This window comes from Pseudomonas sp. GL-R-19 (assembly GCF_019956375.1).
Taxonomy (GTDB): Bacteria; Pseudomonadota; Gammaproteobacteria; order Pseudomonadales; family Pseudomonadaceae; genus Aquipseudomonas.
The window spans coordinates 55,314-75,545 of sequence record NZ_JAHBDJ010000066.1 but is presented as its reverse complement, the minus strand read 5'-3'; the positions used below and the strand labels follow the sequence as shown (position 1 = coordinate 75,545).

Annotated in this window: 16 protein-coding genes; 8 read left to right on the top strand and 8 right to left on the bottom strand. The window is 61.2% G+C overall.

Translation table 11 applies throughout. From position 1 onward, the window contains the following. Positions 1-2: 2 nt before the first annotated feature. The 7 genes from KGA83_RS25750 to KGA83_RS25720 form a co-directional block, all read right to left on the bottom strand. Positions 3-1,013, bottom strand: a complete 1,011-nt coding sequence (locus tag KGA83_RS25750) for a chemotaxis response regulator protein-glutamate methylesterase (protein ID WP_108216616.1) — start codon at positions 1,011-1,013, stop codon at positions 3-5. Continuing rightward, positions 1,010-3,289 (bottom strand): hybrid sensor histidine kinase/response regulator, encoded by a 2,280-nt coding sequence (locus KGA83_RS25745; protein ID WP_223531182.1) that lies wholly within the window; start codon positions 3,287-3,289, stop codon positions 1,010-1,012. The genes KGA83_RS25750 and KGA83_RS25745 overlap by 4 nt, the downstream gene beginning before the upstream one ends. Beyond that, on the bottom strand, positions 3,286-3,966 hold the full coding sequence (locus KGA83_RS25740) for a chemotaxis protein CheW (RefSeq protein WP_108216614.1): 681 nt from the start codon (positions 3,964-3,966) through the stop codon (positions 3,286-3,288). Before KGA83_RS25740 ends, KGA83_RS25745 begins: the two co-directional genes overlap by 4 nt. Continuing rightward, complete coding sequence (locus KGA83_RS25735; protein WP_108216613.1) at positions 3,963-5,240, bottom strand: CheR family methyltransferase; 1,278 nt, start codon at positions 5,238-5,240, stop codon at positions 3,963-3,965. The genes KGA83_RS25740 and KGA83_RS25735 overlap by 4 nt, the downstream gene beginning before the upstream one ends. Next, positions 5,237-5,773: a chemotaxis protein CheW gene (locus KGA83_RS25730; protein WP_108216612.1), complete on the bottom strand. Its 537-nt coding sequence runs from the start codon at positions 5,771-5,773 to the stop codon at positions 5,237-5,239. Before KGA83_RS25730 ends, KGA83_RS25735 begins: the two co-directional genes overlap by 4 nt. Next, positions 5,773-7,395 carry a methyl-accepting chemotaxis protein gene (locus tag KGA83_RS25725; RefSeq protein ID WP_223531181.1) on the bottom strand — a complete coding sequence of 541 codons (1,623 nt, stop codon included), beginning with the start codon at positions 7,393-7,395 and terminating at the stop codon, positions 5,773-5,775. Before KGA83_RS25725 ends, KGA83_RS25730 begins: the two co-directional genes overlap by 1 nt. Before the next feature lie 337 nt (positions 7,396-7,732). Beyond that, entirely contained in the window at positions 7,733-8,425 is a 693-nt protein-coding gene (locus tag KGA83_RS25720; RefSeq protein ID WP_108216610.1) for a tellurite resistance TerB family protein, read from the bottom strand. Positions 8,426-8,619: 194 nt separating this feature from the next. Between KGA83_RS25720 and KGA83_RS25715 the strand changes: the two genes are divergently transcribed. The 8 genes from KGA83_RS25715 to KGA83_RS25680 all read left to right on the top strand — a co-directional run bounded on the left by KGA83_RS25715 (position 8,620) and on the right by KGA83_RS25680 (position 18,776). Then, positions 8,620-9,534: a LysR family transcriptional regulator gene (locus KGA83_RS25715; protein ID WP_223531180.1), complete on the top strand. Its 915-nt coding sequence runs from the start codon at positions 8,620-8,622 to the stop codon at positions 9,532-9,534. Positions 9,535-9,681: 147 nt separating this feature from the next. After that, the gene (locus KGA83_RS25710) at positions 9,682-11,139 is read left to right on the top strand and encodes a gamma-aminobutyraldehyde dehydrogenase (RefSeq protein WP_223531179.1); all 1,458 of its coding nucleotides are present in this window, start codon (positions 9,682-9,684) and stop codon (positions 11,137-11,139) included. Positions 11,140-11,332: 193 nt separating this feature from the next. Continuing rightward, positions 11,333-12,484: a putative ABC transporter substrate-binding protein YdcS gene (ydcS, locus tag KGA83_RS25705; RefSeq protein ID WP_108216607.1), complete on the top strand. Its 1,152-nt coding sequence runs from the start codon at positions 11,333-11,335 to the stop codon at positions 12,482-12,484. Positions 12,485-12,668: 184 nt separating this feature from the next. Continuing rightward, entirely contained in the window at positions 12,669-13,706 is a 1,038-nt protein-coding gene (locus KGA83_RS25700; RefSeq protein WP_108216606.1) for an ABC transporter ATP-binding protein, read from the top strand. Position 13,707: 1 nt separating this feature from the next. Further along, complete coding sequence (locus KGA83_RS25695) at positions 13,708-14,655, top strand: ABC transporter permease (RefSeq protein ID WP_108216605.1); 948 nt, start codon at positions 13,708-13,710, stop codon at positions 14,653-14,655. Next, entirely contained in the window at positions 14,645-15,472 is an 828-nt protein-coding gene (locus tag KGA83_RS25690) for an ABC transporter permease (RefSeq protein WP_108216604.1), read from the top strand. The genes KGA83_RS25695 and KGA83_RS25690 overlap by 11 nt, the downstream gene beginning before the upstream one ends. A gap of 166 nt (positions 15,473-15,638) precedes the next feature. Then, positions 15,639-17,063 (top strand): gamma-aminobutyraldehyde dehydrogenase, encoded by a 1,425-nt coding sequence (locus KGA83_RS25685; protein ID WP_108216603.1) that lies wholly within the window; start codon positions 15,639-15,641, stop codon positions 17,061-17,063. Positions 17,064-17,291: 228 nt separating this feature from the next. Beyond that, positions 17,292-18,776, top strand: a complete 1,485-nt coding sequence (locus KGA83_RS25680; protein ID WP_108216602.1) for an APC family permease — start codon at positions 17,292-17,294, stop codon at positions 18,774-18,776. Between the two features lie 225 nt (positions 18,777-19,001). Here KGA83_RS25680 and KGA83_RS25675 read toward each other — a convergent pair whose 3' ends face one another. Continuing rightward, a complete protein-coding gene (locus KGA83_RS25675; protein ID WP_108216601.1) occupies positions 19,002-20,039 on the bottom strand; it encodes a type II toxin-antitoxin system PemK/MazF family toxin in 1,038 nt (345 codons plus the stop codon). Between the last annotated feature and the right edge of the window lie 193 nt (positions 20,040-20,232).

Here is a 20,232-nt window from a genome sequence, read left to right as displayed (position 1 = left end):
GCTCATTTGGCGAAAATCTCCAGCAATCGTGGCGCTATCTTGTCCAGCGGGCGAATCTCCACGGCAGCGTCGATGGCCGCGGCCGCCTTCGGCATGCCGTACACCGCACTGCTGCCTTGGTCTTGTGCGATGGTCAGGAAGCCCTGTTGGCGCATGAGTTTAAGCCCCTGGGCGCCATCACGCCCCATGCCGGTGAGCAAAACCCCTATGGCGTCACCGTTCCAGTAACTGGCCACGCTCTCGAAGAACACATCGATGGAGGGCCGGTAGATCTCGTTGACCGGCTCGGCGGTGTAGGCCAGCGTGCCGTTTTTCAGCAAGCGAATATGGTGATTGGTGCCGGCCAGCATTACCGTGCCGCTTTGCGGCGGCTCGCCGTTCTCGGCCAGGCGCACATTGAGGCCGCTGGCGCTGCTGAGCCATTCAGCCATACCGGCGGCAAACACCTGGTCAACGTGCTGCACCAGCACGATGGCCGGAGAGAAATCACGCGGCAGCCCTTTGAGCAAGACTTCCAGCGCTGCCGGCCCACCGGCGGATGAGCCAATGGCGATCAGGCGCTGGCGTGAGCCCGAACTGCGCAACGGTGCCGGCGTCGGTCGCGGAAGGTTGCCCTTGTCGCCGATCAGCCAGCTGATGTTGAGGATCTTGCGCAACAACGGCGCGGCCGCTTCCTGGGCATTGCCGGTGCCGATGGCCGGGGTGTCGACCACGTCCAGCGCACCGTGGCCCATGGCCTCGAACACACGGTGCACGTTCTGCTGGCGATCCACGGTGACGATGACGATGGCACACGGGGTCTCGGCCATGATCCGCCGCGTGGCCTCGACGCCATCCATCACCGGCATGATCAGGTCCATGAGAATCAGGTCCGGCGTGTCCTGCGCACACTGGCGCACCGCCTCGGCACCATTGCCGGCGACCCAGACCACCTCGTGGGCCGGCTCGAATGCCAGGGCGCGACGCAGGGCCTCCACCGCCATGGGCATGTCATTGACGATTGCGATCCTCATGCTCGTGCTCCTCCGATGAGCTCGACCACTGCATCGAGCAAGGCGTCGTCATGAAAACTGGCCTTGGCTAGATAATAGTCGGCCCCGGCATCCAGTCCACGGCGCCGGTCCTCTTCACGATCCTTGTAGGACACCACCATCACCGGCACCGATTGCAGGCGATTGTCCCGACGCAGCAGCGTGACCAGTTCGATGCCGTCCATGCGCGGCATATCGATGTCGGTGATCAGCAGATCGAAATCCTCCGAACGCAGCGCGTTCCAGCCGTCCATGCCGTCCACCGCAACCGTCACGTCGTAGCCGCGATTGAGCAACAGCTTGCGCTGCAACTCTCGCACGGTCAGGGAATCATCCACCACCAGAATTCGTTTGCGGGCCGCCTCGACCACCTGATCGCTGCGACGGGCAATGCGCTCCAGACGCCCGGTGTTGAGCAATTTATCCACTGAACGCAGCATGTCTTCGACATCGATGATCAGCACCACCGAACCGTCGTCGAGCAAGGCCCCGGCGGAAATGTCCTGCACCTTGCCCAGACGCTCATCCAGCGGCAACACCACCAATGTCCGCTCACCGATAAACCGCTCCACTGCCACGCCGTAGATCGCATCGCGCTCGCGAATCACCACGACGCTCAGGGTTTGCCCGTTGTTCTGGCTGGCCGGGCGTTGCAACAATTGGCTGGCCGCCACCAGGCCGACATGCCGGCCTTCGTGCCAGAAATGCTGGCGACCTTCGACCTGCACGATATCCGCCGGCTCCAGGTCGCACATGCGCTCGATATGCGCCAGCGGAAAGGCATAGGCTTCGTCGCCGACTTCCACCACGAGGCTGCGCACCACCGACAGGGTCAGCGGCACCTCGAGGTGGAAACGACTGCCCTCGCCCGCCGTCTGCTCCAGCACCACCGCGCCGCGCAACTGCCGGACCATGTGCTGCACCGCATCCAGGCCAACGCCGCGACCGGACACCTCGGTGACCGTGTCGCGCAGACTGAAACCGGGCAGGAACAGGAATGTCAGCAACTCCTCTTCGCTCAACTGAGCAGCGGTTTGCGCGGGCGACAAACTTCGTTCAACGATGCTGCGACGGACCTTTTCCAGGTCCACGCCATTGCCGTCATCGCTCAATTCAAGCACCAGCAAACCGGCCTGATGGGACGCACGCAGGCGAATCAAACCTTCAGCCGGCTTGCCCGCCAGCAGGCGTTGTTCCGGGGTTTCGATGCCGTGGTCGACCGCATTGCGCAACAAGTGAGTCAGCGGCGCTTCAAGTTTTTCCAGCACGTCGCGATCAACCTGAGTCTTCTCACCCTCAATCTCCAGTCGCACCTGCTTGCCCAGATCGCGCCCCAGATCACGGACCATACGCACCTGACCGGTCAGCACATCGGCAAACGGCCGCATGCGACAGGCCAGCGCCGTGTCGTATAACACCTGTGCCCGCTGGCTGGCATGCCAAGCGAACTCATCGAGTTCGGTGTTCTTTTCCATGAGCAATTGCTGGGATTGCGCGAGCAAGCGGCGCGCATCCTCAAGGGCTTCCCGGGCCTCCAGGCTCAAGGCGTGATCCTTGAGATGAACGTTGAGACTTTCCAGTGCACGCAGGCTGTTGCTCTGAATGCGCTTGAGGCGCTGCATGGTCGCAAGGTGCGGTTTGAGCCGCAGGGTTTCCACCAGGGATTTGCTCGACAGATCGAGCAGGCTGTTCAGGCGCTCGGCGGTGACACGCAGCACACGTTCGCCGTTTTCGGTGGTGCGTGTGGTCTTGCGCGGGGCTGGCGCCGATGGCGGCTCGTCGGCAGACGCCGGCGACTCGACCTTGGGCGCGGGTGCTTCGAGTTGAAGTTCGGCCATCAGCGGTTCTGCTGGCGCGATCAACGGCGCCGTCGGGTCCAGTAACCGCGCCATCAATGCCACATAGGCGTCGATGTCCGCGTCCCCCGGCGTGCTGCCTGGCGTGGCAATGCGCATCAGCAAATCGGTGCCTTGCAACAACGCATCGATGTGCCCCGGACGCAGCACCAGGCGCCCTTCCTGGGCACTGACCAGGCAATCTTCCATCACATGGGCAACGCTGACCCCGGCATCGACGCCAACGATCCGCGCCGCTCCCTTGAGCGAGTGCGCCGCGCGCATGCACGATTCAAGTTGATCGGCCAGGGTCGGGTCGCGCTCAAGCGCCAGCAGGCCGACACTCAAGACCAGGGTCTGGGCTTCGGCCTCCAGGCTGAACAGCTCCAGCAAAGAGGCGTCGCGCATTTGCTCGGGGGTCATGAGAGGCTCCGGGTCACGGCGGACAGCAGCTGTTCTTCATCCAGCCAACGCAGGCTGCGACCTTTGAATTGCAAGACGCCACGGGTGTATTTGGCGCTGGCTTGCGCACCCGAACGCGATGCGGTATCGAGGACGTGCTCGTCGATGGCGTGAATCCCGTCGACTTCGTCCACCGGCACCACCACTGGTCCGCCGTGGGCCGCGATGATCAGCATGCGCGGCATGACCCGCGTGCCGGGTGCGACGTTGCTGGTGCCGTCGAGGCCGAGCAGTTCCACCAGTGACAGGCAGGCGACCAGCGCGCCGCGCACATTCGCCACGCCGAGCAAGGCTCGGGAGCGCTGGTGCGGCAAGGAGTGAATCGCCTGCAGCGGCGCCACCTCGACCAGACTGCGCGTGACCAGGCCCAGCCATTCTTCACCCAGACGGAACATCAACAACGAGCGGGTTTTCACCTCGCTCTCGACCGTGACGGACACTGGCCCGCGATCCTCCTGCTGCAACGCATAGCGATCGAGCAAGCGTGTGGCGGCCGCCGAATACACCGCACAATTGCGGCAATGAATATGCTCGACCAGCAATGGGCAGGACTTGTCACCGTGGATACCGATGCGGTTCCAGCAGTCGTCGATGGCCTGGGCATCCCGTGTGACGCTAAAGGTGTCGGAGGCGATCATCGTTTACGCTCACTGTCGGTGGTGCGTGCGCTACGGGCGGCACGTACCTGCAATCGCCTGGCTCCCGCCACGTCGCCCTGGGCCTGCAGCAATGCAGCCAGGTGCATCAACGCTTCGGGATGTTGCGGTTCGAGGTACAACGCCTTGCGATAAAAGCCCTGGGCTTCGAGGACGTTTCCGGCTACATCGCTGAGCAGTCCCAGCCAATAGAACACCTGGGCTACCGGCTCATGACTGCGCAAATAGCTTTCACAAGCAGCCCTCGCCTCGGCACTTTTGCCTGCATTGGCCTGCGCGGCGATGTTCGCCAGCAGCACGGCCGTATCGGTGCCAGACGTTTTCGGCGCAGAAGCCAGCGGCACAACACTGGCGAATGGACGGCTGCGCACTGGCATTGGCACAGGCGATGGATTGCGCAACGGTTGCAGCACTGGCAATGGCGCTGGAACGAATGCCGGCAAGGGATCAGGGTCCGGCGTCCCCTGTCGACTGAACGCGAAGGACTGCGCGATACCGATCGAGCGCATTCCCAAACGCCCCAGCAGACCGCCTTCGGCCGGACCGATAAACAGCACGCCGTCAACGTGGGTCAGGCGCTTGAGCACTTCGAAGACTTGCTTCTGGGTCGGCTGGTCGAAATAGATCAGCAGGTTGCGACAAAACACGAAATCGAATGGCGGCTCACCGGCCAGCAAGGCCGGATCCAGCAGATTGCCGACCTGCAAACGCACTTGCTCAAGCACCCTCTGATCGAGGCGATAGCTCTCGCCTTCATCGATGAAATGACGGTCACGAAACGCAATGTCATCACCCCGAAAGGAGTTCTTGCCATACAAAGCCCGCCGGGCTTTTTCCACTGACAATGGGCTGACGTCCATGCCGTCGACCTTGAACTGGTGTGGCTTGAGCCCGGCATCGAGCAACGCCATGGCGATGGAATAGGGTTCTTCACCGGTAGAGCACGGCAGACTGAGAATCCGCAGTGCGCGCAAGTTATTGATCTCGGCCAGACGTTTGCTCGCCAGCTTCGCCAGGGTGGCGAAGGATTCCGGATAACGGAAGAACCAGGTTTCCGGAACGATCACCGCTTCGATCAACGCCTGCTGTTCGTCCCGCGAGTCCTGCAAGATGCGCCAGTATTCATCGGCCGAGGGTGCTTGCGCCGCAATGCTGCGCTGGCGTACCGCTCGTTCGATGATTGCCGGACCCACCGAGGTCACGTCGAGTCCGATACGCTCTTTGAGGAAGTCGAAAAAGCGCTGATCGCTGCTCATGACCGCTCCTCCAGCAGTGCCGGATCCAGTGGCGGCGAGGGAAACAGCAAGGCGCGGACCTGTTCGTCCAGTAGATCGCTGACCCGTACCCATTGCAGCAAGCCCTGCTCGTCCTTGCGCACCGGCCCCAGGTAAGGCGCGTGCCGATTTTCCAGGCCGTAGGGCTGAAAATCCGCAGGATCGCAGCGCAAGGTGTCGGTCGCCTGTTCCAGAATCAATCCGAGCAACTGTGCTTCGGTAGTTTCATCCGGGCGATAGTTGACCAGCACCAGTCGCGTGCTGGTACGGGCCTGTGCAGGCGTACCGAACGTCAGTGCGCTCAAGTCGATCACCGGCACCACGGCGCCCCGATAGGCGAACACCCCGGCGACCCAGGCAGGGACATGGGGAATGGGCTTCAAGGGCAGGCGCGGCAGCACTTCCGCCACCTCGACGGCTTGCAACGCATAGCGCTCGCTGCCGATGCGGAACACCAGAAACAATGCATGCAGCGCCCGTTTCACGGCAGAGCGTTTGGCCGTGATTTCGCTCATCAGACTTTGAATCGCGAAACGCCGCTGCGCAGCCCGACGGCCACCTGGCTCAGCTCATCGATGGCGAAACTGGCCTGACGCAGAGACTCGACGGTCTGGCTGCTGGCATCGCCCAACTGCACCAGCGCATGGTTGATCTGCTCGGCGCCGGTAGCCTGGGCCTGCATGCCTTCGTTGACCATCAGCACCCGCGGCGCCAGCGCCTGAACCTGATGGATGATCTGCGACAACTGCTCGCCGACCTGCTGCACCTCGGACATGCCGCGACGCACTTCCTCGGAGAACTTGTCCATGCCCATGACCCCGGCCGATACCGCCGACTGGATCTCGCGCACCATTTGTTCGATGTCGTAAGTGGCCACCGCCGTCTGGTCCGCCAGGCGCCGCACTTCGGTGGCGACCACGGCAAACCCGCGCCCGTACTCCCCGGCCTTCTCGGCCTCGATGGCGGCGTTGAGCGACAACAGGTTGGTCTGGTCGGCGACCTTGACGATGGTCACCACCACCTGATTGATGTTGCCGGCCTTCTCGTTGAGGATCGCCAGTTTGGCGTTGACCAGATCGGCCGCGCCCATCACCGAGTGCATGGTTTCCTCCATGCGCGCCAGGCCCTGTTGCCCGGAGCCGGCGGCCACGGAAGCCTGATCGGCGGCGGTGGAGACCTCGGTCATGGTGCGCACCAGATCCCGGGAAGTGGCGGCGATCTCACGGGAGGTCGCACCGATTTCCGTGGTGGTGGCGGCGGTTTCAGTGGCGGTCGCTTGCTGCTGCTTGGAGGTGGCGGCAATTTCAGTGACCGACGTGGTCACCTGCACCGACGAACGCTGGGCCTGGGACACCAAAGATGTGAGCTCGGTCATCATGTCGTTGAAGCCGGTCTCTACCGCGCCGAACTCGTCCTTGCGCTCCAGATTCAGGCGGCTGCTGAGGTCGCCAGTGCGCATGATTTCGAGGATTTTCACGATGCGGTTCATCGGCGCCATGATGGCGCGCATCAACAACAGGCCGCAGAGGGCGGCGGCCAATACCGCGATCACCAGGGAAATGCCCATGATGGCTTTGGCGGTGACCACCGCATCATCAATGGCCGCGATCTCTGTGTCCGCCACGGTCTTGTTATGCTGCAGGATGTCATTGACCTTCATTCGACCCGCTATCCAGGTCGGGGTCAGCTCACTGTGGAACATGTTGACGGCCTCAGCGTTCTGGTTACGTTTATGCAACTCGATCACCGCGGCCAGAATCCGGTGGTAGTCCTCATGAAGTTTTTCGAACGCTGCGTAATCGACCCTGTCTTCTTCGTCGGCCATCGTTGCACGGTAGAGGTCCATCTGCTCCTTCAACCGCTCGGCGAAGCCCTTGAAGTTCGCGGCATCCTCGGCAGTGAAGCCCTGCCCTTCCTCCAGGCCGAGCATGGCCTGAATGCGTACATAACTGTCGGACCACGCGCCACGAATCATCGAACTGTAATACACCCCTGGCAGAGCGTCCTCACGCACGCTGGCCTCGCTGTTTTCGATCGTCAACAGCCGGGAATACGAGACGACCACCATCAGCAACATGATGGTGATAATTACCGCAAAGCTCGCCAAAATGCGTTGGCGCAACGTCCAGTTCTTCACAGTCATTCCTCGGGGCTGATACGAAATGCGGGGGAGTATAGCTGAGGGCGGTGTTTCATTAATAAGACGGTTACGCACCCCTGCCCGGATCGGGTCAGGGACTCTCTATCAGATCGGGTAGAAGTAGCCAGTGACATAAGTGCAGAAGCCGACCGTGGATTGGCCGTGCGAGGTGTCGGGTGGCTGCAATGACCAGCGTCGTACACAAATCCCGAGATTGGCGAGTCGAGTAAACCTGTAGGAGCTGGCTTGCCAGCGAAAGCGTCGTGTCAGGCAACCGATTACTGACTGAATGACCGCTTTCGCTGGCAAGCCAGCTCCTACGATATTTATGTGCTTACCGGGAAGCCTGGCGAACCTGCTTCTCAAGCTCGGCTTTCAACCCCGGCTCCAGCTCGAGCTGCCGCGCCAGCTCATCGAGGTAGGCCTTCTCCATGAAGTTTTCCTCGTCCACCATCATCACGCTGGCGATGTACATTTCGGCGGCGATTTCCGGGGAGTGGGCGGCGCGGGCGACATCGCTCGGGTCCAGCGGCTTGTTGAGCTCGGCGTGCAGCCAGCGTTGCAGTTCCTGGTCGCTGTCGAGCCGGCTGAACTCGCCTTCGATCAAGGCTCGCTCACGCTCATCGACATGACCGTCAGCCTTGGCCGCAGCCACCAGCGCCTTGAGAATCGCCTGACTGTGCGACTCCACTTGCGCGGCCGGTACGCGGTTCAGGGTTTGCGGCTCCGTACCGGCCGCAACGCCCTGCTGCGCCTGCCAGTTGCCGTAGGCTTTATAGGCCAGCACGCCCAACGCGGCGAGACCGCCGTAGACCGCGACCTTGCCCCCGACTTTACGGGCCTTTTTGCTGCCGAGCAGCAAACCCATGGCGCCTGCCGCCAATGCCCCGCCACTCGCGCCGCTGAGCAAACCGCCGAGGGCACCGGTGCCACCGCTCGCGCCCTTTTGCGGTGAGCTACCGGCCTTGTTCTGCAACAGGTCCTGGCCGGACTTGAGTAGTTGATCGAGCAATCCACGGGTGTTCATTTGCCACCTCCACAAGACGTTTAACCTGAAACCAAGGCCACCAGCCTAAAATGAAAGTGCCCACGCCCCGGGGGCGAGAGTGCTTCCAGATGTTGCATTGCCTCGATCCGCGCATTGCCGCCTGGCCCGGCCCATCAGAAAAAAAGATATACACTCTGGCCAATCGATAAAAACAGCCCACCGGGTGCTTTCCCATGATGACCTTGCGTCAGATCCGTCATTTCATCGCCGTGGCCGAGACCGGTTCGATCTCGGCCGCCGCGCAAACCGCGTTCATTTCCCAGTCGACCCTGACCCTGGCGATCCAGCAACTGGAAGAGGAAATCGGCGTCAGCCTGTTCAGTCGGCACGCCAAGGGCATGACCCTGACCCACCAGGGGCATCAATTCCTGCGTCAGGCGCACTTGATCCTGGCCACCGTGGATAACGCCAAGCGCAGCCTGCAACAGAGCACCGACCAGGTCGCCGGGCAGTTGATCGTCGGAGTGACCAGTCTGGTCGCCGGTTATTACCTGGCGGATTTGCTCACCCGTTTCCAGCGTGCCTACCCCAACGTGGAAATCCGCGTGATGGAGGACGAACGCCCGTATATCGAGCATTTGCTGGTCAGCGGCGAGATCGATGTCGGCGTGCTGGTCCTGTCCAACCTCGAAGACCGCCATGCCCTGCAGACCGAAGTGCTGACCCACTCGCCGCACCGTCTATGGCTGCCGGCCCAGCACCCGTTGCTGGAGCACGACAGCATCAACCTCGCCGACGTGGCCCGCGAGCCATTGATTCAGCTGAACGTCGATGAAATGGACCACAACGCCCAGCGCATGTGGTCCGCCGCCTCACTGCAGCCACGCATCACCCTGCGCACGGCCTCGACCGAAGCGGTGCGCAGCCTGGTGGCCGCCGGGCTGGGCGTTTCGATCCAGCCCGACATGACGTATCGCCCGTGGTCACTGGAGGGCGACATCATTGAAGCCCGCCCGATTGCCGACCTCAGCCAGACCCTGGATGTCGGCCTGGCCTGGCGTCGCGGCACCGCGCGGCCAGCGCTGGTCGACCCGTTCCTCACAGTCGCCCGCGAACAACCCCACGGCGGGCGCAAGCCATCTATTTAATCGAACGCCACCTTCAGTATTTAGAATTTGTCGACCTCGGGTCCGCGCTCTAGTCTTGTTGCATCCAATAAAGACGGCCGGGCCCCAGTCACAGGGAGCGCTGCCATGTCTACACAACAAGCCACACAAAGAACGAGAACACGAAAAATGGCTGGCGCGCAGACCCCGTTGTTCACCGCATTATTGATCGATGGTGAATTAGTCGCCGGTCAAGGCTGCGTCGAGCCGATTCTCAACCCTGCCACCGGGGAAGTCCTGACCCGGATCGCCGAAGCCAGCACCGAGCAAGTCGAAGCCGCCATCCTCGCTGCCCACCGAGCCTTTGCCGGGTGGTCGCGCACCACGCCACAGCAACGCTCGAACCTGCTGCTGGAAATCGCCAACGCCATCGAAAAAAACGCCGACCTGCTGGCCCGCCTCGAATCCATGAACTGCGGCAAACCGTTGCACCTGGCCCGTCAGGATGACCTGAATGCCACGGTCGACGTTTTCCGCTTCTTCGCCGGTGCCGTGCGTTGCCAGACCGGCCAGCTCAGCGGCGAATACCTGCCGGGCTACACCAGCATGGTCCGTCGCGATCCTATCGGGGTCGTGGCGTCGATTGCGCCGTGGAACTACCCGATCATGATGGCCGCGTGGAAAATCGCCCCGGCCCTCGCCGCCGGCAACACCCTGGTGTTCAAGCCGTCGGAGCACACGCCGCTGTCGATCCTGGCCCTGGCGCCAGCGCTGGCCGAGATCCTGCCACGGGGTGTGATCAACATCGTTTGTGGTGGTGGTGAAGGCGTCGGCAGCCACCTGGTGAGCCACCCTAAAGTGCGCATGGTGTCGCTGACCGGCGATATCGTCACTGGCCAGAAAATTCTTCAAGCCGCCGCCAAAACCCTCAAACGCACCCATCTCGAACTCGGCGGCAAGGCCCCGGTGATCGTCTGCAACGATGCCGACATTCAGGCCGTGGTCGAAGGCGTGCGCACTTACGGCTATTACAACGCTGGCCAGGATTGCACCGCCGCTTGCCGGATTTACGCCCAGGCCGGGATTCATGACCGTTTGGTGGCCGAGCTCGGCGCGGCCGTCAGCAGCCTGCGCTTCGCCGGCAAACGCGACGCCGACAACGAGATCGGCCCGCTGATCAGCACCCGCCAGCGCGACCGCGTGGCCAGTTTTGTCGAGCGCGCACTCGGCCAGCAGCACATCGAGCGGGTGACCGGCGCAGCCGTGCATTCCGGCGCCGGATTCTATTACCAGCCGACCCTGTTGGCCGGCTGCAAACAAGGCGATGAAATCGTCCAGCGCGAGGTGTTCGGGCCGGTAGTTACCGTGACTCGCTTCGATGAACTGGAACAAGCGGTGGACTGGGCCAACGATTCGGAATACGGCCTGGCTTCGTCGGTCTGGACCCAGAACCTCGACAAGGCCATGCAGGTCGCGGCGCGCTTGCAGTACGGCTGCACCTGGATCAACAGCCATTTCATGCTGGTCAGCGAAATGCCCCATGGCGGCCTGAAGCGTTCGGGCTATGGCAAGGACCTGTCCAGCGATTCGCTTCAGGACTACAGCGTGGTGCGGCACATCATGGCCCGCCATGGCGAGCATTTATAAAAGAGCACTACGCTAACAATTAGCCGTAAAGGCATTGATGTTGAAACGTCACAACACCGTGCCCCTTGTAGGAGCTGGCTTGCCAGCGAAGGCGCCAGTGAAGGCACCGCACGGCTCCTACAGGACTGTGTTTACAACGTTGAAACCACGTTCAAAAACTGCCCCGACCATAATTAAAGAAGAGGGAATTCCCATGTTCGTGCACAAGACCGCACTGTTCAGTGCAATCACCACCGCACTGCTCGCCAGCGCCAGCGTCCAGGCCGCCGAGCCGCTCAAAGCTGTCGGGGCGGGCGAAGGCCAACTGGATATTGTGGCCTGGCCTGGCTACATCGAACGTGGCGAGAGCGACAAGGCCTACGACTGGGTCACCGGTTTCGAGAAGGAAACCGGCTGCAAGGTCAACGTCAAGACCGCCGCCACCTCCGATGAAATGGTCAGCCTGATGGCCAAGGGCGGTTACGACCTGGTGACGGCGTCCGGAGATGCCTCCCTGCGCCTGATCGTCGGCAAGCGTGTGCAGCCGATCAACACCGCGTTGATCCCGAACTGGAAAAACCTCGACCCGCGCCTCAAGGATGGCCCCTGGTACGTGGTCAACAAGCAGACCTACGGCGCCCCGTATCAGTGGGGCCCGAACGTGTTGATGTACAACACCAACGTATTCAAGACCGCGCCCACCAGCTGGGGCGTGCTGTTCAATGCGCAAGACCTGCCGGACGGCAAGCCGAACAAGGGCCGCGTGCAGGCCTATGACGGCCCGATCTACATCGCCGACGCGGCGCTGTACCTGAAGACCGCCAAGCCGGAACTGGGTATCCAGAACCCCTACGAACTGACCGAGGCCCAGTACAAAGCCGTGCTCGACCTGCTGCGCGCCCAGCAGCCGTTGATACACCGCTACTGGCACGACACCACGGTACAGATGAGCGACTTCAAGAACGAAGGCGTGGTCGCCTCCGGCGCGTGGCCGTATCAGGTCAACGGTCTGATGAACGAGAAGCAGCCGATCGCCTCGACCATCCCGAAAGAAGGCGCCACCGGTTGGGCCGACACCACCATGATGCATGCCGAGGCCAAGCACCCGAACTGCGCCTACAAGTGGATGGACTGGTCGCTGCAACCGAAAGTCCAGGGCGACGTAGCGGCGTGGTTCGGCTCGCTGCCAGCGGTTCCGGCGGCGTGCCAGGGCAGTGAACTGCTCGGCGCCGAAGGCTGCAAGACCAACGGTTTCGATCAGTTCGACAAGATCGCCTTCTGGAAAACCCCGCAGGCTGAAGGCGGCAAGTTCGTGCCGTACAGCCGCTGGACCCAGGATTACATCGCGATCATGGGCGGTCGTTAAAGCAGACCTCCCTGTAGGAGCGAGCTTGCTCGCGAAGGTCGTTAACGATCACGCGGGCATCCTGAATGAACGTGTCGACCAGGCGTTTTTCGCGAGCAAGCTCGCTCCTACAACAGAATCCCCGTTTTTCAGAAGTCCAGGCAGGGCCGCTGCGACGGCCGTCGCCTTTTTGGAGCACCGCACCATGACGCTTGCAGTCCAGTTCACCAACGTCTCCCGTCAGTTCGGCGAAGTGAAAGCCGTAGACCGGGTTTCCATCGACATCCAGGACGGCGAGTTCTTCTCCATGCTGGGGCCTTCCGGCTCGGGCAAGACCACCTGTTTGCGCCTGATCGCCGGTTTTGAACAACCGAGCGCAGGTTCCATCCGCATTCATGGCGAAGAGGCCGCCGGCCTGCCGCCGTACCAGCGCGACGTGAACACCGTGTTCCAGGATTACGCGCTGTTCCCGCACATGAACGTGCGCGACAACGTCGCCTACGGCTTGAAAGTCAAAGGCATCGGCAAGGCCGAGCGCCTCAGGCGCGCCGAAGAATCCCTGGAGATGGTCGCCCTCGGCGGCTACGGCGACCGCAAGCCGGTGCAGCTCTCCGGTGGCCAGCGCCAGCGTGTGGCCCTGGCCCGCGCCCTGGTCAACCGTCCACGGGTGCTGCTGCTCGACGAACCCCTCGGTGCCCTCGACCTGAAACTGCGCGAGCAAATGCAGGGCGAGCTGAAGAAGCTGCAACGCCAGCTCGGCATCACGTTCATTTTCGTCACCCACGACCAGACCGAAGCACTGTCGATGTCCGACCGCGTGGCCGTGTTCAACAAAGGCCGCATCGAACAAGTCGACAGCCCGCGCAACCTGTACATGAAACCGGTCACCACCTTCGTGGCGGAATTCGTTGGCACCTCCAACGTGATTCGCGGCGACCTGGCCAGGCAGTTGAGTGGCAACCCGCAGCCGTTTTCGATTCGCCCGGAGCATGTGCGTTTCGCCGAAGGCCCGCTGGCCAGCCACGAAATCGAAGTCACTGGCTTGCTCCACGATATCCAGTACCAGGGCAGTGCCACCCGCTACGAACTGAAACTGGAAAACGGCCAGACCCTGAACATCAGCAAGGCCAACAACCAATGGCTGGACACCAGCGCACAACACCAGACCGGCCAGCGCATCAGTGCTCGTTGGGCGCGTGAAGCCATGATCACATTGCACGACACCGTTGCGGGCGGGGTGTGAGATGAACACCCTGGCTATCTCCCAAACCCGGTCGGGCAGCTCGCCGTTGCGCCGGTTCTCAAGCCTGCTGTATCGCCGGCCAAACCTGTACCTGTCGATGCTGCTGGTGCCACCGCTGCTGTGGTTCGGCGCGATCTACCTGGGCTCATTGCTGGTGCTGCTGTGGCAGGGTTTCTACACCTTCGATGACTTCACCATGGCGGTTACCCCCGACCTGACCCTGGCCAACTTCACCGCGCTGTTCCAGCCATCGAACTTCGACATCATCCTGCGCACTCTGGGCATGGCCGTCGTCGTGTCGATGGCCAGCGCCATCGTCGCGTTCCCGATTGCCTACTACATGGCGCGCTACACCACGGGCAAGACCAAGGCGTTTTTCTACATCGCGGTGATGATGCCGATGTGGGCCAGTTACATCGTCAAGGCCTACGCCTGGACGCTGCTGCTGGCCAAGGGTGGCGTGGCGCAGTGGTTCGTGCAGCACCTGGGGCTGGAACCGGTCCTGCAGTTCGTGCTGGGTATTCCGGGGGTTGGCGGCAGTACCTTGTCGACCTCGCACCTGGGGCGCTTCATGGTGTTCGTCTACATCTGGCTGCCGTTCATGATCCTGCCGATCCAGGCCTCGCTGGAGCGCCTGCCGCCGTCGCTGCTGCAAGCCTCCGCCGACCTGGGCGCCAGGCCAAGCCAGACCTTCATGCAAGTGATCCTGCCGCTGTCGATCCCGGGCATTGCCGCAGGTTCCATCTTCACCTTCTCGCTGACCCTGGGCGACTTCATCGTGCCGCAACTGGTGGGCCCGCCCGGCTACTTCGTCGGCAGCATGGTGTATGCCCAGCAAGGCGCGATCGGCAACATGCCGATGGCCGCCGCCTTCACCCTGGTGCCGATCGTGCTGATCGCCATCTACCTGTCCATCGTCAAACGACTGGGGGCCTTCGATGCACTCTAATTCAGAAAAGCAGGGGGACAAAGCCTCTCTCGGCCTGCGCATTGCCGCATGGGGCGGGTTGCTGTTCCTGCACTTCCCGATCCTGATCATCTTCCTGTACGCCTTCAACACCGAAGACGCGGCGTTCAGCTTTCCGCCCAAGGGTTTCACCTGGAAGTGGATCGGCGTGGCGTTCTCGCGGCCGGACGTGCTGGAAGCGATCAAGCTGTCGTTGCAGATCGCCTCGATTGCCACTCTGATCGCCATGGTCCTCGGCACATTGGCCTCGGCCGCGCTGTACCGCCGGGATTTCTTCGGCAAGCAAGGCATCTCGCTGATGCTGATACTGCCGATTGCCCTGCCGGGGATCATCACCGGGATCGCGCTGCTGGCGACCTTCAAGACGCTGGGAATCGAACCGGGGATGTTCACCATCATCGTCGGCCACGCGACCTTCTGTGTGGTGATCGTCTACAACAACGTCATCGCCCGCTTGCGTCGTACCTCCCACAGCTTGATCGAAGCCTCGATGGACCTTGGCGCCGACGGCTGGCAGACCTTCCGCTACATCATCCTGCCGAACCTCGGCTCGGCGTTACTGGCCGGCGGCATGCTGGCATTTGCCCTGTCGTTCGACGAAATCATCGTCACCACCTTCACCGCCGGCCATGAACGCACCCTGCCGTTGTGGCTGCTCAACCAGCTCAGCCGCCCACGGGACGTGCCGGTAACCAACGTCGTGGCGATGCTGGTGATGATCGTGACCATGCTGCCGATTCTTGGTGCCTATTACCTGACGCGGGGTGGTGAGAGCGTTGCGGGCAGTGGCGGTAAGTAACTGACAACCAACATCTCCTGTAGGAGCGAGCCTGCTCGAGAAAAACGTTAACGATGACGAGGGCAGCCTGGATAAGCGCGGCGCTCTGACGTTCTTCGCGAGCAAGCTCGCTCCTACAGTGATCCGGTTTCTACAGAACAATAAAAGCGCCAAAGAGGACATGAACATGCAAACCAAATTACTGATCAACGGCCAACTGCTCGACGGCGAAGGCCCCGCCCAACCGGTGTTCAACCCGGCGCTGGGGCGCGTGCTGGTGGAAATCAACGAAGCCAGCGAAGCCCAGGTCGATGCCGCCGTACGCGCTGCCGACGCCGCGTTCGACAGCTGGTCGCAAACCCCGCCGAAAGCGCGTTCGCTGCTGCTGCTCAAACTCGCCGATGCCATCGAGGCCCATGGCGAAGAGCTGGCCAAACTGGAATCGGACAACTGCGGCAAGCCCTACAGCGCCGCGCTGAACGACGAGATCCCGGCAATTGCCGACGTGTTCCGTTTCTTCGCCGGTGCCAGCCGCTGCATGAGCGGATCGGCCGGTGGCGAGTACCTGCCGGGTCACACCTCGATGATCCGCCGCGACCCGGTGGGCGTGATCGCCTCCATCGCGCCGTGGAACTACCCGCTGATGATGGTCGCCTGGAAAATCGCCCCGGCCCTGGCCGCCGGCAATACCGTGGTGCTCAAGCCGTCGGAACAGACTCCACTGACGGCCCTGCGCCTGGCCGAACTGGCGTCGGATATCTTCCCGGCCGGCGTGCTCAACCTGGTATTTGGCCGTGGTCCTACCGTTGGCAGCCCGCTGGTGACCCACCCGAAAGTGCGCATGGTGTCGCTGACCGGTTCGATCGCCACCGGCTCGAACATCATTTCCAGCACCGCCGACAGCGTCAAACGCATGCACATGGAACTGGGCGGCAAGGCCCCGGTGATCATCTTCGACGATGCCGATATCGACGCCGCCGTCGAAGGCATCCGTACCTTCGGTTTCTACAACGCAGGGCAAGACTGCACCGCCGCCTGCCGCATCTATGCCCAGGCAGGCATCTACGACAAGTTCGTGGAGAAACTCGGCGCGGCAGTCAGCAGCATCAAGTATGGCTTGCAGGACGATCCGTCGACCGAACTCGGCCCGCTGATCACCGCGCAACACCGCGACCGCGTGACCGGTTTCGTCGAGCGCGCCATCGCCCAGCCACACATTCGTTTGATCACTGGTGGTAAAGCTGTCGAAGGCGACGGTTACTTCTTCGAACCGACCGTGCTGGCCGATGCACAACAGGACGACGAAATCGTGCGTCGCGAAGTGTTCGGGCCAGTGGTGTCGGTGACCAGATTCAGCGATGAAGCACAGGTGCTGGGCTGGGCCAACGATTCGGACTACGGCCTCGCCTCTTCCGTGTGGACCGCCGACGTCGGCCGCGCCCATCGCCTGTCGGCCCGCTTGCAGTACGGCTGCACCTGGGTCAACACGCACTTCATGCTGGTCAGCGAAATGCCCCACGGCGGTCAGAAACTGTCCGGCTATGGCAAGGACATGTCCATGTACGGGCTGGAGGACTACACCGTCGTACGGCATGTGATGTTCAAGCATTAAGAAAAGCATCGCGAGCAGGCTCGCTCCTACAGTTGATCGCATTCCCCTGTAGGAGCGAGCCTGCTCGCGATGGCGTCACCACAACACTCAAGGAAGAAACCGGCACCAACACCACCAGGCTCCACCCCAAAGAAGACAAAACAATAACCACCGAACCGGGCGGTGCCCTCAAGGCCCCGTCACGGTTTCGGACATCCGAAATCTGCCGATTTTCCGGAGCAAACACACATGAGTGCATTACCCGAACTCTCTGCAGCCCTTGCCGACAGCGATGCCGAGCAACTACGCAAACTGGGTTACACCTCCAACTTCAATCGCAGCATGAGCCTGTGGGAAAACTTCGCCCTGGGCTTCACCTACCTGTCCCCGGTCGTCGGGGTCTATACCCTGTTCGGCCTGTGCCTGGCCGCGGGCGGGCCACCGATGTTCTGGGCTTACTTGCTGGTCGGTTGCGGCCAGTTGCTGGTGTGCCTGATCTTCGGCGAAGTGGTTTCGCAGTTCCCGATTTCCGGCGGCGTGTACCCATGGGCCCGTCGTCTGGTGGGCAAGCGCTGGGCGTGGATGGTCGGCTGGATCTACTCCATCGCCCTGTGCGTGACCATCGCTGCCGTGGCGGTGGGTGCCGGTCCGTACCTCGCCGCCATGATGGGCTTTGAACCGAGCAACAACACCAACATCATCATCGCCCTGTTCCTGACGCTGTTCGCCACCCTGGTCAACCTCAGCGGCACCAAAGTGCTGGCACGGATCGCCATGTTCGGCTTCCTCTGCGAGCTGGTCGGCGCAGTCATCGTTGGCGTTTACCTGCTGATTTTCGAACGTCATCAACCGATCAGCGTGCTGTTCAACACCTTTGATATCAGTGTCGACGGCTCGTACCTGCCGGCGTTCCTCACCGCTTCGCTGGCGGGGATGTTCCTGTACTACGGCTTCGAGGCCTGCGGCGACGTGGCCGAAGAAACCCCGAACCCGAGCAAGCAGATCCCGGTGGCCATGCGCATGACCATCTACATCGGCGGCATCGCGGCGATGTTCGCCTGCCTGGCGCTGATCCTGGCCGTGCCGGACATGCAGGCCGTGATCAACGGTACCGACAAGGACCCGGTCACCACCATCCTCAACAACGCATTCGGCCCGGTGGGTTCGAAAGTGGTGATGGGCGTGGTGATGATTTCCTTCATCTCCTGCGTGATCAGCCTGCAAGCGGCAGCCAGTCGTCTGCTGTATTCCTACGCCCGTGATGAAATGGTCATCGGCAGCCGACTGCTGAAAAAGATTTCCCCTACGACTCAGGTACCCGTTGCCGCACTGTTCGTGTCCGGCGTCCTGCCGGCACTGATCATCATCCTCGGCTTCTTCCTGCAAGACGCGGTGGCCACCATCGTCAGCTTCGCGGCCATTGGCATCTACCTGGCGTTTCAGATGATCGTGCTCGCGGCCCTGTACGCCCGCATGAAGGGCTGGAAACCGAGCGGCAAATTCACCCTCGGCGCCTGGGGCTGGGCGGTGAACATCGGCGCGCTGGTCTACGGCGTCGGCGCCATCATCAACATGGCCTGGCCACGTACGCCGGACGCCGCCTGGTACATCAATTACGCGATGGTGCTGAGTACCGCCATCGTGATTGGTCTGGGCCTGCTCTACATGTGGATCGCCAAGCCGTATGACCACGGGAAGGCGCCTGCGGGGGATGCGTGGAAGGTTGGTCGGTAATAGTTCTTTGATCGGACGCGCTGCCCGCAGCGATGCGGGCAGGATTGAGGTTGCTAAAACATATTGAGCATTTGAACAGACATAAAAAAACCGCCCCTAAAGGCGGTTTTACTTTCACAGAAGAGGGTATTAACCCTGTCGCCTGGGTAGAGTTCTGCTCTCTTTGCCAGACCATGTGAGCCAATGGTATTAACCGATGAAGGCGGTGTCAATTCGTTTTGCTTGTTAAAAAACAGTGGCCGCGACTTCATTTTCAGCATCCAGATTTCGTTGAAATTCGAGCTCATCCTCATACTCAAGCCCCATTTCCGCCGCCCACCTTTTGGCTAGCTTCTGGACAGCAACAAGCTGCCTCAATGCGGTATTGCGAATGTCCAACTCTGTATTGAGTTGGTCGACGACCTCCTGCAGCTTTTGAGCTTTAAGCTGAGCCTGAAGTAAATCGTTGTACGGAACATAACCGGAGGCTCCCACGGCGTGAATCAGCGCTGACCTCAGCAACTTGCTCTCGGTGACACTCAGCGCAACAGGGTACTTAACGCTCCTCCCTGTATCCCTCCCGTCGCCGAAATAGCTGATTGGAGGCAAAATTCGTTGGGTCGAAACGCACTCAAGCATGCTGCAAAGCACATAGCTTTCTTTTCCGCTGTTTTGGTAGCGAGGCATTTTGTCCAAGGTAGCCTGTTCCAGCTTGAAGGCTGACCTGTCTTCGACGGCAATAGCTCTTGATGTCACAGGGGCAACCTGAACAAGATTTTTTGATATCACCTTCACAACGACAGCAAGCCTGCGCTTATGCATCTCGGCCTCAAGCAGCGTGTCCATGTACCGCTTGTTGGACTTGCTCGACGCATCTGTGCGTGCGCTTCGCTGCACGAACCCATAGTCCACTTCGACCAGTTTCCCTTGGCGCCCCAGAAGTTTCTGTAGCTTCAAGCTTTTGTCTTTTTTCAGCGTCTGATTCAGAAAAATCTCTTTAGAAACATCCTGTCTTTGAATCAGCACCGAAAAAACAGCGGGCCGCGTAGCCGTGGCGGCGGTCGACTTTATCGATTCGAGTCGCCAAAGGTGATTGCTGTCATTGATGAAGCATTTGGTCAGGAAAACCGGGTGTGGGGCTGTCCCCGGCTTGGAGCGCGGCATCCCTGGAATCAGTGTTTCACGGATATCTTCGTAAATTTCCGTTCCCAGAACGACTTGGCTGGATCCGCCGGTAGTTTTATTGATCACCGTTTCGAGATAACGGACAACGATCGTCTGCATTTGCTTCCCTGACTTGTAGAAAGAACGTTTTTTTCGCTGGACTCTTCTGAAAAAACTCGCGCCTCCCACAAGCGATTTATAGAAGAAGCACTAGCTGGAAACTCGATCAATGCAGAAAAATCTGCAGTCCAATCTTGAACCCGGAAAAGTTATAGGAAAAATCAGGGGCGCACGCTATGTCACCTCGGTAGAT